Genomic DNA, 16,572 nt, shown 5'->3' with positions numbered 1-16,572 from the left:
ATATGGATTTTAAGGCATTACTTCATCAAATAAGTCAAATTTATCAAAAGCTTTCATTAAAGCAAAAAATCGTTGCAGCTAGCTCTATCATCTTGGTCGTGGCATTTTTGGTATTTTTAACACTTTATAAAAGCAAAAATGAAAATTTTGCAGGTTACAGCGTCCTTTTTGAAAACATTAGCCCAAATGATTCTGCCTTAATACTTGATCAGCTAAACAAAGATGGCATTAAATATAAATTAGCAAACGAAGGCACTATCCTTGTGCCAACGAGCGATGTCTATAAAGAGCGCATCGCTGTTGCAACGCTTGGAATACCAAAAGAGAGCAAAATCGGCTTTGAAATTTTTGATAAGCAAGAATTTGGTGCGACTGATGCCGAGCAGAGAGTAAAATTTCAAAGAGCGCTTGAGGGCGAGCTAGCTAGAACGATCGAGAGTCTTTCTTCTATCCAAAAAGCGACTGTTCGTATCGCTATCCCTAAAGAGAGCGTCTTTACTGAAAGACAAGCACTACCAACAGCTTCTATCGTCGTTGAGCTAAAGCCAGGCGTTAGCCTAAACGCAAAGCAAATTTTTGGTATTAAAAACCTTGTCGCTGCTTCTGTTACAAATTTAAGCACTGAAAACGTAAAGATAGTAAATCAAGATGGCGTCGCACTTGGCGATGAAGATGGTGAGTTTGATAGTGATGCTATAGCTCAGCAGATACGCTATAAACGTGAGTTTGAAAATAATTACGAGCAAAAGATCGTAAATGTACTAGCTCCTATCGTGGGCGGAGCAGATAAGGTCGTAGCAAAGGTAAATATTGACTTTGACTTTGACAAAAAAGATACAAAAAGCGAAGTTTATGACCCAAATAACGTCGTAAGAAGCGAGAGCAATATCGAAGAAAAGCGCCAAGGCTCAGCTCCAAATGAAGTGGGCGGCGTACCAGGTGCGGTTAGCAACATAGGCCCTGTTCAAGGGCTAGATGACAGCACTTTAAAAGAGCAGTACAACAAAAGCTCGCAGCAGACAAACTACGAAATTTCAAAGAAAGTAACAAATGTCAAAGGGCAGTTTGCTAGCATAAACAGAGTAAGTGCAGCTGTCGTTATAGACGGACTTTATCAGAGCAAAAAAGACAAAGACGGCAAGCCAACTGGCGAGCTTGAATTTGCCCCACTTACCAAAGAGCAAAGAGAGTCAATCACAAATTTAATCAAACAATCAATTGGCTATAACCAAAATAGGGGCGATGAAGTAAGTTTAGATAACTTTGAGTTTAAAACCGGCAAAGATATAAGCACTAGTGAGAAGATGGATGGCTTTGTGAATAACTATGTAGTGCCATTTATGCCGCTACTAAAATATATTTTTGCAGCATTGTTGCTCTACATCTTCTACAAAAAAGTCATTGTGCCATTTATGCAAAAGATGCTTGAAGAGACAAAAGAAGAAGAGGAGCAAGTTCAAGATGGCCTTGAGGATATTGAGGTAGATGCTGAAGATACGCTTGAGAAATTTAAAGCTGCTCGCAAAAAGGTCGAAGAGCAACTAGGACTTAGTGGCGAGTTTAATGAAGATGAACTAAAATACGATGTTTTACTTGAGAAAATGAGAGCGGTCATCACAGAAAGAAATGAAGAGATAGCAATGCTGCTTCAAGATATGGTAAAAAATGACAGTGACTTTAATATGCGTAAGGAAATTTGATGTCAATAAAGCTAAATGACAAGCAAAAAATGATTTATGATGATCTATCGATGCCTGAAAAGATTGCTATTTTGCTGATTCAGCTTGGCGAAGAGGCAACTGCTCTTATATTTTCTCACATGGATGTTGATGTCATCACTGAAATTTCAGGCTATATCGCAACCGCAAAAAACATAGACAAACAAGTCGCAAGTGCCGTACTAGAAGAATTTTACGCGCTAATGCAGTCAAATCAATATATGAGAAGTGGTGGTTTAGAGTACGCAAAAGAAATTCTTTACCGCACATTTGGTCCAGAGGCTGCTCAGAAAATTTTAGACAAGCTTGCAAAAAGCATGGAAAACTCAAAAAGCTTTGGCTATCTTGATAAGATAAAACCACAACAGCTTGCAGACTTTATCATAAAAGAGCACCCTCAAACCATAGCGCTAATACTAGCTCACATGGACTCAACAAGTGCTGCTGAAACGCTTAGCTTTTTCTCAGATGAGTTAAGAAGCGAAGTTGTCATTAGAATGGCAAATCTTGGTGATATTAGCCCATCGGTAATTAAGCGTGTTTCAACCGTACTTGAGGGCAAGCTTGAAAGTCTTACATCATACAAAGTCGAAGTTGGCGGTCCAAGAGCTGTGGCAGAAGTGCTTAATAGACTTGGGCAAAAAGCTAGTAAAAGCACGATCGAACGCATAGAGCAAAGTGATGATAAGCTCGCAACAACGATTAAAGAGCTTATGTTTACCTTTGAAGATATTATCAACCTTAACGCAACTGCGATTAGAGAAATTCTTAAAAATGTCGATAAAAAAGACCTCATGGTCGCGTTTAAGGGCTCAAGCGATGGCATCAAGGATAAATTTTTATCAAATATGTCTCAGCGTGCAGCAGAAGCCTTTAAAGAGGAGATGCAATATCTTGGTGCGGTGCGTGTAAAAGATGTTGAAGAGGCTCAAAGACGCATAGTGGAGACAGTGCAAACTCTAGCTGATCAAGGTGTGTTCCAAGTCGGCGAAGCAGATGAGATGATAGAATGAAAAGCAGTGTAATAACCAGTGAAACTTCTCCGGCTCACTTTATAGAAAATTACAGATTTAAAGTACTTGGAGTTGGAGAGCGAGCCGCAGATAGTGCTCCTGTATTGATAGAAGAAAATAATCTTAGTGAAGAGCTAAGTGAGCAAAATTTTGGGCAAAAGGGTGAAAATTTCATTCCTCAAGCTAGCCACCAAACGCAGACAAACTCACAAAACCACTTTGCTTCTCAGGCTCAAAGTCCACAAATACAGCAAGCAGGCGAGTCAAGCTTTGTCGAAGAACTGCTTAAAAAAACAGATGAGCTAAGCAGCAACATCATCAAACTTCAAATGCAAATAGAAAATCAAGAGAGCGAATTTGCTAAGCGCCTTGAGGCTGAAATTTCTCGTGCAAAAGAAGATGGCAAAAATGAGGGTATCGCCCAAGCAAATGCAGCAAATGAAGCAAGAATAAATGAGCTTGAGGCTAGATTTAGCGCTTCAGCTGCAAAGCTAGATGAGCAGTACGTTAAATTCGATGAGTTTTTAAAGAAGATCGAAGAAGAGCTCGGACAAACTGCTATAAAAATCGCAAAAGAAGTAATCGATAAAGAAATTTCAACCTCTTCAAATCAGATCGCTCATCATTTAGCAAGCTCTCTTATAAAAGAGCTAAGTAATGTCAAAAATATAGAAATTCGTGTAAATCCTGAAGATAGTGAGTATCTAAAAGAGCAATTTAGCAAGAATGAACACGTCAAGATAAGCGCTGATGATGCTATAAGCAAAGGCGGTGTGGTTATTATAAGTGATGGTGGCAATATCGATGCAACTATGCAAACAAGGCTAGAAAAACTAAAAATGCTGGTAAATAATGAATAAAGACGTTAAAAGTTTAGATGTTGATGAACTAAACGCACTTTGTCATGACATCAGGGATAAAATTTTAGCCACCGTTAGCAAAAATGGCGGTCATCTTAGCTCAAATATTGGTGCAGTCGAGATCATCGTTGCGATGCATAAAATTTTTGATGTGACAAAAGATCCATTTATTTACGACGTGAGCCACCAAAGCTATGCGCACAAGCTGCTAACTGGGCGCTGGGAGAGCTTTGATACGCTTAGAAAATTTAATGGCATCAGCGGCTATACAAAGCCAAGCGAGAGTAAATTTGACTACTTTGTAGCAGGGCATAGCTCGACGTCCATATCTTTAGCAGTTGGTGCTGCAAAGGCGATAAAACTTAAAAACGAAGATCGTATCCCAGTAGCTGTCATAGGCGATGGCTCACTAAGTGGCGGCATGGCGTACGAGGCGCTAAATGAGCTAGGGGATAGAAAATATCCTTGCGTCATCATCCTAAACGACAACGAGATGAGTATAAGCAAGCCAATAGGCGCACTTAGCAAGTATCTAAGCCAAATGATGGCAGGGCAGTTTTATCAAAAATTTAAGGGTAGGGTTGAGAAATTTCTAAGTTATATGCCAGATTCGGCTGCATATATGGCTAGACGTATCGAAGAGGGCATTAGACTCATCACTCCCGGTATGTTTTTTGAAGAGCTTGGGCTTGAGTACATTGGGCCAGTTGATGGACACGATTTAGCCGCGCTTCTTAGTACATTTGAAACTGCCAAAAATATGAAAAAACCAGTCATAGTGCATGTACAGACGCTAAAGGGCAAAGGATATGAATTTGCTGAGGGGTGCTATGAGAATTGGCACGGAGTTGGGCCATTTGATCTAAAAAGTGGCGAATTTATAAAAAGACAGTCAAACAAGTCAGCCACTGCAATCTTTAGTGAACAGCTTTTAAAAATGGCAAGAGAGCATAGCGATATCGTTGGTGTGACGGCTGCGATGCCAACAGGTACTGGTATGGATGCCTTGATACAAGAATTTCCAGATCGTTTTTGGGACGTGGCGATAGCTGAGCAACATGCAGTTACATCGATGTCAGCCATGGCAAAAGAGGGGTTTAAACCATTTGTTGCAATATACTCGACATTTATGCAAAGAGCCTATGATCAGGTCATTCACGATGCTTCTATTTTAAATTTAAACATCACCTTTGCGATGGATAGAGCGGGTATTGTTGGCGAAGATGGCGAAACGCATCAAGGCGCTTTTGATATCAGTTTTTTAAACGCTGTGCCAAACATGGTTCTTTTTGCCCCAAGATGCGAAGAGAGCATGAAAAATGTTATGGAATTTGCCTACTCTTACAAGGGTGTTAGCGCATTTAGATATCCGCGTGGGGCATTTATCTTAAGAGATGAGTTTGAAGCTCAGCCACTTGAGTTTGGCAAGGGTGTAATTTTAGCTGATGCAAAGAGTGATATTGCATTTTTAGGCTATGGTAACGGCGTTGGCAGAGCAAATTTGGTCAGAAATTTACTAACTGGCAAGCTTGATGTGATATTGGTTGATCTTGTCTTTGCAAAGCCGCTTGATAGTGAGCTTTTATTAGATCTGGCAAAACGCACTAAAAAGTGGTACATATTTAGCGATAGTACCAAAAAAGGCGGTATTGGCGAGATAGTAAGTGCATTTTTACAAGAAAATAAAATTTCAAATATAAGCGTCATTAGCTTTGAGTACGAAGATAAATTTATCCCACATGGTTCAACTGCTGAGGTTGAAAAATATCTTGGTATAAGTGCCGAGCAGATTACCAAAAATTTACTAGAAAATAATTAATATCATTTAATAAAGTAACGTTTAATATTATTTTTGCTAGCATAAGCCAAAATAAAAACAAGGAAAAGCACTATGCAATACGTATCATTATTAAAGCAATCTGGGCTAAAAGTCACGCCACAGCGACTTAGCGTTTTAAGAATTCTTGATCGCCACACGCATCCAACGATTGATGAGCTTTATGATGAAATTTTAAAAGAGAGTCCATCGGTTTCTCTAGCGACAGTTTATAAAAATTTAAATACTTTAAAAGACGAAGGTCTCGTAGTTGAAGTAAATATCGTCAATCAAAAGGCTAGATACGACATCTACGAATATCCACATATCCATGTTGTCTGTGAAAGCTGTGGAAGCGTCGAGGACGTGAGCTACGATGATGCTGAGCTTGGCAAATATCAAGAGGCACTAGAAAAGAAGATTGGAAATATAATAGAACGTCTAAATATCGTAGCTAGCGTAAAAAGCTGTAAACATTGTAAATAAAATTTATGTTGCTATTTGGCAGCATAAATTTCATCTTTTTTCCTAATAAAAATACTTTTAAAATAAGCCTAAATTTAGCATTTTTCTCATTGTTTTAAGCACTAACTTGCTAAAATGAACAAAAAATTTTGGAGAAAAATGTGAGTTTGGAGATAGAGCGTAAATTTTTACTCAAAAATTCTCAAATTCTAGGTTTTTTAAAAGAAGCTGGAGTAGTCTTTAAACATCTTGAAATTTCTCAATTTTATACCAAGATAACGCAAAATGAAGAGATCCGCTTCCGAAGTGAAGAGGATAAATTTATAAAAACTGTAAAGATCGGCAAAGGTCTAATCAGAGAAGAAAATGAAGAATTTTGCGAAAAAGCGGAGTTTAAAAAGGCTCTTAAAAACCGCATCGGTAGCGTCATCTTAAAAGATAGATACATTTTTAAACTAAATAACAATCCTTGTAATATCGATATTTTTAAAAATGAATTAAACGGGCTTTGTACATTTGAAATCGAATTTAGCGATGAAAATGAAGCCGTCTTTTTCAAACTACCACCATTTTTTGAAAATTTTTGCTTAAGTGACGTAACTTGTGACAAAAGATATAAAAACAAATTTCTTGCCATCCACGCTAACGAAAATGAACAAATTGACTATAAAAGAGCCTATAAGATCATAAAAGAAAAAGAAATTCTGCCAAATTTTGCAGCAAATTTAAAAAGTGGAGAGGCGCTAAGAATCCTTTTTGTTAGTATTTTTAAAGTAATAAAAAGGCTAAAAAGCCAGTATTTGATAGATAAAGATGAAGAAGTTTTGCATGAGCTTCGCGTAAATTTAAGAAAGGTTAGATCGATCCTTAAAATTTTTAGTGGCGTTTTTGATGAGAAAGTGACACTTTTTTTTGGCGAGAATTTTAAAATGCTTGCAAACTCGACAAATAAAAAGCGAGATTTGGATGTATTTTTAAGCTTTTTAAACGAGCAAAAACATGCAAATGAGCCTATTTATTTTGTAAAAAAGGCTCTAGATTTAGAGTATGAAAATGTAAAAAGCTACCTTGGCGACGAAGAAAACTACGCATTTTTAAAAGAGTGGGAGATATTTTTAAATGAGGGTGAATTTTATAAATCAAAACTCTTTGACGTAAGTCTTTCGCGCCTTGGTTCGTTTAAGCTTAGAACTCTTTTAGTTTTAGCTCAAAAAAGGCTAAAAAGCCTTAATCAAGACTGCCCAAATGAGAGCTTTCATGATCTTAGGATAGAGCTTAAAAAGATGAGATACACATATGAGTTTTTATGTGAAATTTTCTATTTTGAAGGGCTTAAAAAGTATGAAGAGAAGCTAAAACAGATGCAAGAAATTTTTGGTAATCTTCAAGACTATGACGTCTGGCTCGGTATCCTTAAAAGACTTCCAGAAATGCCAGATAAAGAGAGGCTCGAGAGTAAAATTTACAAACAAATTTATAAAAGTAGAGAAGAGATACTAAAAAAGCGTCTTAAATTTATAAAAGCAACTCGCAAAATTTCAAGAAATTTAAAAATTTACTACATATAAAAGGGCAAATTTATGCAAAAACAAGAAAAAATAGTTGATATGTTTAACCAGATCGCTCCGACTTATGACGTCGCAAACAGAGTACTAAGTCTTGGTGTGGACGTGAGTTGGAGGAAATTTGCCTGCAGATATATGCTAGAAATTTTTAAAAATAAAAGCATAAATATTGTAGACGTGGCTTGTGGTACTGGCGATATGATGGGGCTTTGGAGTGAAATTTCAAAAGAATTTGGCGTTGAGGTGAAAAGCCTTACTGGCATCGATCCCTCAAGTGGTATGCTAAAAGAGGCTAGGGCGAAATTTCCAAATTTTAAATTTATAGAGGCCTACGCTGACAACACTACACTTGCAAGCGGAGAGGCTCAAATTTTAAGCATAAGCTACGGCATTAGAAATGTGGTCGAGCGAAAGGCGGCGCTTAGGGAGTTTAACAGAGTGCTTGCTTTAAATGGCTACGTAGTCGTACTTGAATTTACAAAACGCCAGAAAAAAGGCCTTATAACCTCACTAAGAGATTTTTACCTAAGTAAAATTTTGCCAAAAATTGGTGGCTTTATCTCAAAAAATAAAGAGGCATACGAATATCTGCCAAGCTCGATCGAAAACTTCTTAGACGCAAAGAGCTTTTGTGATGAGCTAGCCACGGCTGGCTTTGAGATAGAGCTTTGCAAGGGCTTTAGCATGGATATCTCGACACTATTTATCGCTAAAAAGGTAAGAGAAATCAATGCTTAGCGTATCTGAGCTAAACGAAAAAGCAAAAGCGCTGCTTGAAGCCACACTTGACTACATCGAGGTAAGTGGAGAAATTTCGCGCCTGACAAAGCACGCTTCTGGGCACTGGTACTTCACACTAAAGGATGAAAAGTCAAGCATTTCAGCCGTGATGTATCGCATGAACAACCAAAAGGTGAAATTCTTGCCAAAAGATGGACTAAAAGTAAAAATTTATGGCAAAGTGACCATTTATTCGCCAAGTGGGTCGTATCAGCTAGTGGCTAGTGCGATGCTGCCTGATGGCGAGGGTGAGCTTGAGCTTGCGTTTAGGCAGCTTAAAGAAAAGCTCGAAAATGAGGGCCTTTTTGACATTGCTGCAAAAAAAGAGATACCAAATTTGCCTAAAAAAATAGCCCTTGTTACAAGTGCTACTTCGGCGGCACTTCAGGATATGCTAAAGGTCGTGACGAGCCGTTGGAAATTAAGCGAAATTTATATCTTTGATGCCTTGACTCAGGGTGAAAATGCCCCAAGCTCGCTCATAAGGGCTTTACGAAGTGCCGATAGATACGGCGTTGATGTGATCGTTTTAGCTAGAGGAGGTGGCAGCAAAGAGGATCTTTGGTGCTTTAACGACGAGGGCTTGGCTCGTGAAATTTACGCCACCAAAACGCCAGTCATAAGTGCTATCGGACATGAGATAGACTATGTTATAAGTGACTTTGTAGCAGACCGCAGATCGCTTACGCCAAGTGCAGCTATGCTTGATCTGCTGCCTGATGAAGAGGCGTTTTTTCAGTATCTTGACAGGCTAAGCGATGATCTTGATAGTGCTTTAAGCTTAAAGATCACCAAAAAGCAAAATTTGCTAAATTTACTACTTTCTAAATTTTCATCAAACGCTCTAAAAGCTAGGATCGAGTTAAAATTTAGCGAGGTAGCAAATAAGCAAAACGCCCTAGCAAACGCTGTCCAAAGAAAAATTTTAGTCCTTGGCTCAGCTCTTGGCTCGCTAGAGAAGGCTTATGAGATGAGGGAGCTCTTTTTTGAGAGTATAAAAGGGCTTATCGAGGTTAGAAAAGATGGTAAGAGAGCCGATCTTAGGGATTTAAAAATAGACGATGAGATAGAGCTTATCTCGCAAAATACACATAAAAAAGCAATTATCAAGGAGTAAAAATGAGTAGAAAAATCAACTTTAGCGCAGGCCCAAGCGCGATACCACTAAGCGTTTTAGAGCATGCAAAGGCCGAATTTACCGACTACAGAGGCGAGGGCTACTCTATCATGGAGATCAGCCACAGAAGCAAGACCTTTGAGGAGATCCACTTTGGCGCGATGGATAAGATAAGGAAGCTTTACGGAATTGGCGATGAGTATGAAATTTTATTTTTGCAAGGCGGCGCGCACTTGCAATTTAGCATGATACCGATGAATTTATATCAAGGTGGCAAGGCCGAGTACGCAAATACTGGCGTTTGGACAAACAAAGCCATCAAAGAGGCAAAAGTGCTTGGTGTAAACGTAGATGTCGTCGCAAGTAGCGAAGATGAAAATTTCTCTTACATCCCTGATGTAAAATTTAGTGACGATGCCGACTACGCCTACATCTGCTCAAACAATACGATTTACGGCACGCAGTATAAGGCTATGCCAAAGACTAAATCGCCCCTAGTTGTCGATGCCTCGAGCGATTTTTTCGCTAGACCGCTTGATTTTAGCAGTATCGGATTGCTTTATGGCGGCGCTCAGAAAAATGCAGGTCCAAGTGGCGTGACTATCGTTATTTTAAGAAAAGACCTAGTTGATCGTGTGAGCAGTCAAAATGTCCCTATGTTTTTACGCTACAAAACGCACGTAGACGCAAACTCGCTTTACAATACACCACCAACTTTTGGAATTTATCTTTTAAATTTAACCATGCAGCACCTACTAGATCTTGGCGGACTTGCCGAGGTTGAGAAGATAAATGCCAAAAAAGCAAGCACGCTTTATGACATCATAGACGGCTCAAATGGCTTTTATCTAGGTCACGCTAAAAAATCAAGCAGATCAGATATGAACGTGAGCTTTACGATACCAAAAGATCACGCTCTTGAGCCAGTTTTCGTCGAAGAGGCACTAAAAGAGGGCATGCTAGGGCTAAAAGGTCACAGACATCTTGGTGGCATAAGAGCTTCTATCTACAATGCCGTTAGCCAAAGCGACGTTGAAAAACTTGGCGAGTTTATGAGAGAATTTGTAAGAAAACATAGCTGATGAATAAAACAAAGAAAGCTTACGACGAAATTCCTTATTTTTCGGCCGCATTTAGCGACTGCTCGCCAGTTAGGATAGAGGCGGTTGCTAAATTTCTGGGGCTTAAAGCAGCTAGCCTAAAAGAGGCTAGGGTGCTTGAGCTTGGCTCATCATATGGTGGCAATATCTTGCCATTTGCCATTTCGCACAAAAGCGCAAAAGTCGTTGGTATCGACATCTCAAGCCATCAAGTGACTGAAGGTAACAAGATAGCAAAGCAGATAGGTTTAGAAAATTTTACTCTGCTTGAGCGAAATTTTTTGCACATGAACGAAAGCGATATAAAAGAGCTTGGGAAATTTGACTATATTATCGCTCATGGCGTTTATAGCTGGGTGAGTCCAAATGTAAGAGATGCGCTGCTTGCCACGATTAAGGCACTACTAAGCGAGGATGGCATCGCTTATGTTTCGTATAATACCTATCCTGGCTGGAAGAGCCTTGATATTTTAAGAGATTTTATGCTTTTTGTTAGCTCAGGCAATGACAGCAAAGAAGCACTTGCTTATGTGAAAGATGAGTTAAATTTCTTGCAGGATTATTTGAAATTTAGCCTGCAAAGCCAAAGCGATGTCGTATACAAAGATAGCATGAAGCTTCTTTTAACACAGCTAAATTTCTTGCAAGGCATCATCGCAAAGGGTAATGATTATTATATATTGCATGACTTTTTAGAGGCAAGCAACGAGCCAACTTACTTTCATAAATTTGCTAAACATATCGATAAGCATGGACTTTGCTACGTCATAGACGCTTCGTTAAATGATATCTTTGCAAGCTCAACTGGAATTTACCGCTTTGACGCACATATCGAGCAAAATTACAACTCTCGCATCAAAAAAGAGCAACTAAACGATTTTTTATTTAATAGATCATTTAGAAAAAGTCTCATCGCTCACAAGGAGAGGCTTGGTGGTGCTGAGGACTTTGATGTGGTACTTGGAGAGAGCGAGCTTGATAGGATTTATTTTGCATATTTTAGCGAGCAGCCAAGGACAAAAACGCAAGAAATTTTAAGCAAAAGCTATCCACAAAGCTTAAATTTAAGCGAAGTAAAAACGGCGCTTGGCGAGAATGCAAATGAAGCTTTTGTGGGACTGCTTGAAATTTTAAATGATCAAAACACTAAAATTTCTTCTTTAAAACTTAAAGCACTCACATATGAGCCTTGTAAAACCAAACTAAAGCCTAGAACTGCTGCGTATCTTGAGTATTTTTTAAATGCTAACTCGCCAGTTATCTCTTTGGCAAATGAGCTAAATGGCAAGCTAAGCTTAAGCCATGAAGAGATCAAAATCGCTTTAAAATTTGATGGCAAAGCTAGTTTAGTAGATATCGCAAAGAGCGTAAATTTAAGTAAAGACGAACTAGATAAACTTGCTTTTAAATTAAGCGAAGCCTACTTTTTTGAAGGAATTTAAGACTAGCTAGCCTAGCCTTAAATTTTTAATTTAGCCAAATATCATATCTTTTAAGATTAGAATTATCATCAAAATATAAAAGAGTAAAAACCATTTTTTAAGCGCTTTTTTATCCATAGCTTGTGTCTTTTTGGTGCCAAAGTATGCGCCTATTAGTGAGCCAAGGCCTAGAAAAGTACCTTCTAGATAAGAGATATGGCCACTTAATGAAAGTGAGATAAAGCCAGAGAAGGCTGCAAACATCACAAAAAATACTCCCATTGAAACGGCTTTTTTTAGCTCATAACGCAAAAAGCCAACCAAGATAGGAGCGATAAAGACGCCTCCGCCGATGCCGATGCTAATGGCAAAAACGCCAACAAAAACGCCAACTAAAAATAGCAAAAAGAGTGAATTATTAGCATTTGAGCCGTCGCTGTTTGGCGAAAAGTATAGTTTTATAAGCGAAAAGACAAATGTCGCAAGTAGCATAGACTCAAGTAAAAGTGCAGGTGCGTGCGATACGATGATACCGCTAAAACTTGCCCCAACAAGACCGCCAAGCCCCAAAAATACGCCACGGTTTAGCTTTAAAAACCCAGCTTTGTAGTTTAGATACGAGCCAAAAGTCGCACTAAATATCATTTGCATGACGCTTATGCCAATAGCGGTTTTTATGTCATATCCAAAGGCGACCATTATAGGAACAACTACTGTGCCGCCACCGATGCCAAAAAAGCCAGCGATGTATCCAACGCCGATACCGATTATAAAAAGTTCAACAAAAAGCATAAATTTCCTTTTATGAGTGCCAAATTTTAGCCAAGCGGTGTTAAAAAAATAGTAAAAAGGTGAAATTTGGGCATAAATTTAGAAATTTGATAAAAATTTTAAAAACTAAAAGCGAACTTTTTTTATAATCATCAAAAAATTAAAGGAAAAAAATGCTCTTAGAACAACCACTGTTTTATTATGAAGTGATTAGAGAAAAATTTAAAAATAGCTACCTAGCCGAGGATAAGACGCAAACTATTATAGGCATTGATTGCGAATACATCGATGAAAAGGATATGGATTTTTATGGGCTTAGAAGTTATTTTGATACAAATCGTAATAAATCTTTAGCTCCGTTTGCGGGACTCTTTGGTGTTTTTGCTTATGATGGTGTGAGATATTTTGAATATATCGGAGAAGAGAAAGCTAAAAAGTATGAATTTCCAAAATTTATCTATGCCGATGCAAAAGCCTATCTGCACTTTGACAAGATGAGTAAAATTTATACATTCTATGGAGATAAGAATAAATATTATGACTTTTTGCTTGATGCGAAAGTTGAATGCAAAAGTAAAGAGCAGAGTAAATTTAGTATAAAAACTGATCTTAATAAAGAAAAGAAACACTTTGAGGATATGGTTGAGTTAGCAAAAGAGTATATAAGAAGCGGCGATGTCTTTCAGGTGGTGCTTGGTGAATTACTTGAAATTTCAACGAATATGAGCAGTCTAGACTTTTATAAAAAGCTCTCACTTACAAATCCAAGCCCATATATGTTTCATTTTCCTACACCTTATGGCGATGTGGTTGGCTCTTCGCCAGAGCTTGTTTTTGAGATGAAAAGTGAGCAAATTTTTGTGGCACCAATTGCAGGCACAAGGCCTAGAGGAAGCGATGCAAATGCAGATGCAGCACTTGAAAGTGAGCTTTTAAGTGACGAAAAGGAACTGGCTGAGCACAAAATGCTAATTGATCTTGCTAGAAATGACATCGGCAGGGTTTCGGAACCAAAAAGCGTAGCTGTAAAAAATGCTATGCATATCCAAAAATATGAAAAAGTAATTCATATCGTAAGCGATGTCTATGGCAAGTGCGCCAAAGGGCTTGATCTTTTTGATGTCTTAGCTAGTATCTTTCCGGCTGGCACACTAAGTGGTGCCCCAAAAATAAGAGCTATGCAGATAATTAATGAGCTTGAAATTTCTGAGCGAAATATCTATGGCGGCGGCATTGGATTTTTACATTTTAATGGCGATGCTCAGGTTGCTATTCTTATTCGCTCAGCCATCTTTGTGTCAGGTGAAAATGGCTTTAGTGATGTATTTGTGGGGGCTGGAGCTGGTATAGTTTACGACTCAAAGAGCGAAAGAGAATACGCTGAAATTTGCCATAAGCGAGCAAGCGTGCTAAATGTATTTAAAAATAACGCAAAAGAGTTTTAGGCGTTAAACTTAATAAATTCATAAGAGCTTTTAGCGTAGCTAGTGCCCATAGAATCGATTTGCTCTCTTACGGTAGCTGAAAGCTCTGCTTTTGTGATATTTTTAGCTAGCACTTTTACAAAAGGAAATTCACTTCTTTCTTGTGCGCCAAATATCAGCACTCTTGTATCAACCTTTTGGCTTTGTCTTATCTTATCAACAACTCTTATTAGCTCTTCGTAGTTGAAGTCTTTTACATTTTCATCTACAAGAACGATGCCGTAAGTTTTGGTTTTTATCTTTGTTAATAGCTCATCAAAGCTATTTGTGGTTTCAAGTGTGTTGTAAAATTCCCCTAAAGCTGAGCTAAATATTTTATTCTCCATTGGTGATTTCTTAAATAAAATAATATTTTCGCTTTTTGCTAGATAGCTTTCGTCTATTGCAATCTCGCCAAAATTTGGCAAAAATTTTCTAAAAATTTGAGCCAGTTCGTCGCTATTTATTGGCGTTTTTATATAGGCATTGAAGTATTCTTTGACGCTGTCTCCATCTATATTTGAAGTATTTGAAAGCATTAGTATAATTGGAATTTTCGCATTTTGTATGGCTGTTTTTATAAGATCAAGATTTTTTTGAAGGCTATTTTTTTCAGCTTCGAAAAATTTCGAGCCAACAAATATAAGGTCAAAATCGCCTTGCTTTATGGCTTGTTTGAGATCTTTTTTATTGCAAACTCCAACAACTTCACAGTTAAATTTACTAAAGCCACTTGCTGTTATATCTATGTAAATTTCATTAGTATCGCAGATTAAAATTTTTGGTTTATCGTTTAAATTTTTATTCATAATATCAGCTTCGCCTAAGCAAAGTAGCCTTGTAATGCTTAACGGAGTTAGCGGATCTTTTAAAATGAGCGGATTTTTAATATCTTGGCCTTGCTTATTGGTGTTTCTTAAAAATATAGCATCATAATTTTTTGTAATAGATGGACTAGTGCTTGTTAGCATATCCACTTTGAGCCCAAGGTCTTTTGTGGTCTGCTCAAAAGCTTCGTTGTAAGCGACATTTACGTCTTGCAAGAATGCTAATTTATGATTGCATTTTATATCAAAGTCTTTATAGTTTGATGTTGTTTTAAAAATGACTACAAATTTAAACTCATTTCCGACACTTGGAAACGAGTTAATCTCCAGCTTACTTTCTAAATTTTTTAAATAAATTTGAGCGATTTTTAGATAAAACTCGCTCTCATCATCTGAAAATATATCTGAAATTTGCTTTTCGCTCATGGCAGCTGAGCTATTTTTTATGCTAAAGCTTACAGAACAAAGTCCGCTTCTATCAAACTCTTTTTGAACTTTTTTGATAGCGATGATAATATTTTGATGTCTTAAAGACATTGATAAAGACGCCAAAAAGATAGAGTTAAATGCGGTTTTTAATGAATTTAGATTTCCTTCTAGTTCATTTGTAAGGCTTGGATCAAGGTAGCTTATAAAATTTATCTTTTTGCTTTGCGAATAGACGATATTTGCTTGCAAAATTTCTTCAAAGCTTTTTTGAGGATCAAATATCTCGGTTTTATTGCATTCGCTATATTTTTTAACATTTGAGATATTTTTAGCATTGTTATAAAGCGAAGTCATGATATTTGCATTTTTTTCTATTGTGTCTATAAATACTTGCTTTTTGCTATTATTCGTTTCTATTTTTAAAGCCGCAGTCGATGTAAAAATTTCTTTATTGATAGACTCTAGCTTCTTGCTAACTGATAAAATATATCTATCTTTTATCTGAAAAAAGCTGCTATCTTTTATATAAGTTTCTTTTAGATCTTCATAAGCTTTTATAAGTTTTGATATCGCATTATCCGCACTTGTCTCTTTTGATGATAGGATATAATTCGATATGTATTTTGACTTATCGATAAGCACCTTTAAAAATTTCAACCTAGCAGAAATACTAAGCAAAGATAAAATGAGCAAGCCACAAAGCAAAAACTCAAAAAAGGTCTTTATGCCAAAGCTTATTTTCTCGCTCTCGGTAAGTTCTAACAGCTTATTTTTTATGTTTATGGCACTATTTAATAAAAGTATAAATTTATCATCTTCATACTGTTTTATTAAGATTATATCTTCGATGTTTAGCTTATCAGAAAATGCGATCTTGGCTTTAGCTTCTCTTATCTTTTTAGCTTGATAGTTGGCTTCAAACTGGTTAAAGTCTTTATAAATATTCTCTTTTAGCTCACTTTTTGGAAGCATATCAAGATTTGGCGTGTTGTCCTTTACGGAATATATATTTTCTCTCACATTACTGTTTATTGAAAATAAAGGGCCATTTATAAAGATATTTTTTACGTAGTATTTAGTGTTGTTTGCTAAAGAGAGTTGATTGTAAATTTTACTTAAAGTTGCGGCATAAGCTTTTATTATAAGCGAAAAGTCTCGGTCTAAGACTTGTTTAAAATCGCTATCTATTTCTCCATTTATATTTTGGAAAAATTCATAAAATAGTTC

General features: G+C 37.2%; 13 protein-coding genes. 11 read left to right on the top strand and 2 right to left on the bottom strand.

Features of this window, described 5'->3' with window-relative positions; translation table 11 throughout:
- The first annotated feature begins 2 nt into the window (after positions 1 to 2).
- The 10 genes from fliF (at position 3) to CVS92_RS00690 (ending at position 11,876) form a co-directional block, all read left to right on the top strand.
- Positions 3 to 1,700: a flagellar basal-body MS-ring/collar protein FliF gene (gene fliF / locus CVS92_RS00735; protein ID WP_107788161.1), complete on the top strand. Its 1,698-nt coding sequence runs from the start codon at positions 3 to 5 to the stop codon at positions 1,698 to 1,700.
- Positions 1,700 to 2,731, top strand: coding sequence for a flagellar motor switch protein FliG (gene fliG, locus CVS92_RS00730; RefSeq protein ID WP_021091747.1), 1,032 nt, complete (start codon positions 1,700 to 1,702; stop codon positions 2,729 to 2,731). The genes fliF and fliG overlap by 1 nt, the downstream gene beginning before the upstream one ends.
- On the top strand, positions 2,728 to 3,591 hold the full coding sequence (fliH, locus tag CVS92_RS00725) for a flagellar assembly protein FliH (protein WP_107788160.1): 864 nt from the start codon (positions 2,728 to 2,730) through the stop codon (positions 3,589 to 3,591). Before fliG ends, fliH begins: the two co-directional genes overlap by 4 nt.
- Positions 3,584 to 5,410: a 1-deoxy-D-xylulose-5-phosphate synthase gene (gene dxs, locus CVS92_RS00720; protein WP_107788159.1), complete on the top strand. Its 1,827-nt coding sequence runs from the start codon at positions 3,584 to 3,586 to the stop codon at positions 5,408 to 5,410. Before fliH ends, dxs begins: the two co-directional genes overlap by 8 nt.
- A gap of 72 nt (positions 5,411 to 5,482) precedes the next feature.
- Positions 5,483 to 5,893: a Fur family transcriptional regulator gene (locus CVS92_RS00715; protein WP_054197019.1), complete on the top strand. Its 411-nt coding sequence runs from the start codon at positions 5,483 to 5,485 to the stop codon at positions 5,891 to 5,893.
- A gap of 140 nt (positions 5,894 to 6,033) precedes the next feature.
- On the top strand, positions 6,034 to 7,440 hold the full coding sequence (locus CVS92_RS00710; RefSeq protein ID WP_234398672.1) for a CHAD domain-containing protein: 1,407 nt from the start codon (positions 6,034 to 6,036) through the stop codon (positions 7,438 to 7,440).
- 12 nt (positions 7,441 to 7,452) lie between these two features.
- Positions 7,453 to 8,175, top strand: coding sequence for a bifunctional demethylmenaquinone methyltransferase/2-methoxy-6-polyprenyl-1,4-benzoquinol methylase UbiE (gene ubiE / locus CVS92_RS00705; protein WP_107788158.1), 723 nt, complete (start codon positions 7,453 to 7,455; stop codon positions 8,173 to 8,175).
- Positions 8,168 to 9,334: an exodeoxyribonuclease VII large subunit gene (gene xseA / locus CVS92_RS00700; RefSeq protein ID WP_107788157.1), complete on the top strand. Its 1,167-nt coding sequence runs from the start codon at positions 8,168 to 8,170 to the stop codon at positions 9,332 to 9,334. Before ubiE ends, xseA begins: the two co-directional genes overlap by 8 nt.
- A gap of 2 nt (positions 9,335 to 9,336) precedes the next feature.
- Entirely contained in the window at positions 9,337 to 10,416 is a 1,080-nt protein-coding gene (serC, locus tag CVS92_RS00695; RefSeq protein ID WP_107788156.1) for a phosphoserine transaminase, read from the top strand.
- Positions 10,416 to 11,876, top strand: coding sequence for a class I SAM-dependent methyltransferase (locus tag CVS92_RS00690; RefSeq protein WP_107788155.1), 1,461 nt, complete (start codon positions 10,416 to 10,418; stop codon positions 11,874 to 11,876). Before serC ends, CVS92_RS00690 begins: the two co-directional genes overlap by 1 nt.
- Before the next feature lie 30 nt (positions 11,877 to 11,906).
- Here CVS92_RS00690 and CVS92_RS00685 read toward each other — a convergent pair whose 3' ends face one another.
- Positions 11,907 to 12,647: a sulfite exporter TauE/SafE family protein gene (locus tag CVS92_RS00685; RefSeq protein ID WP_107788154.1), complete on the bottom strand. Its 741-nt coding sequence runs from the start codon at positions 12,645 to 12,647 to the stop codon at positions 11,907 to 11,909.
- Positions 12,648 to 12,799: 152 nt separating this feature from the next.
- Here CVS92_RS00685 and CVS92_RS00680 point away from each other — a divergent pair, with 152 nt between their 5' ends.
- Positions 12,800 to 14,071, top strand: a complete 1,272-nt coding sequence (locus tag CVS92_RS00680) for an anthranilate synthase component I family protein (RefSeq protein WP_107788153.1) — start codon at positions 12,800 to 12,802, stop codon at positions 14,069 to 14,071.
- Here CVS92_RS00680 and CVS92_RS00675 read toward each other — a convergent pair.
- A partial coding sequence (locus CVS92_RS00675) for a response regulator (protein ID WP_159070340.1) occupies positions 14,068 to 16,572 on the bottom strand: 2,505 nt, incomplete at its 5' end. The genes CVS92_RS00680 and CVS92_RS00675 overlap by 4 nt on opposite strands.

Origin of the sequence: Campylobacter concisus (genome assembly GCF_003048555.1) — a bacterium.
Lineage (GTDB): Bacteria > Campylobacterota > Campylobacteria > Campylobacterales > Campylobacteraceae > Campylobacter_A > Campylobacter_A concisus_AO.
This window is presented reverse-complemented; position numbering and strand designations above follow the sequence as displayed.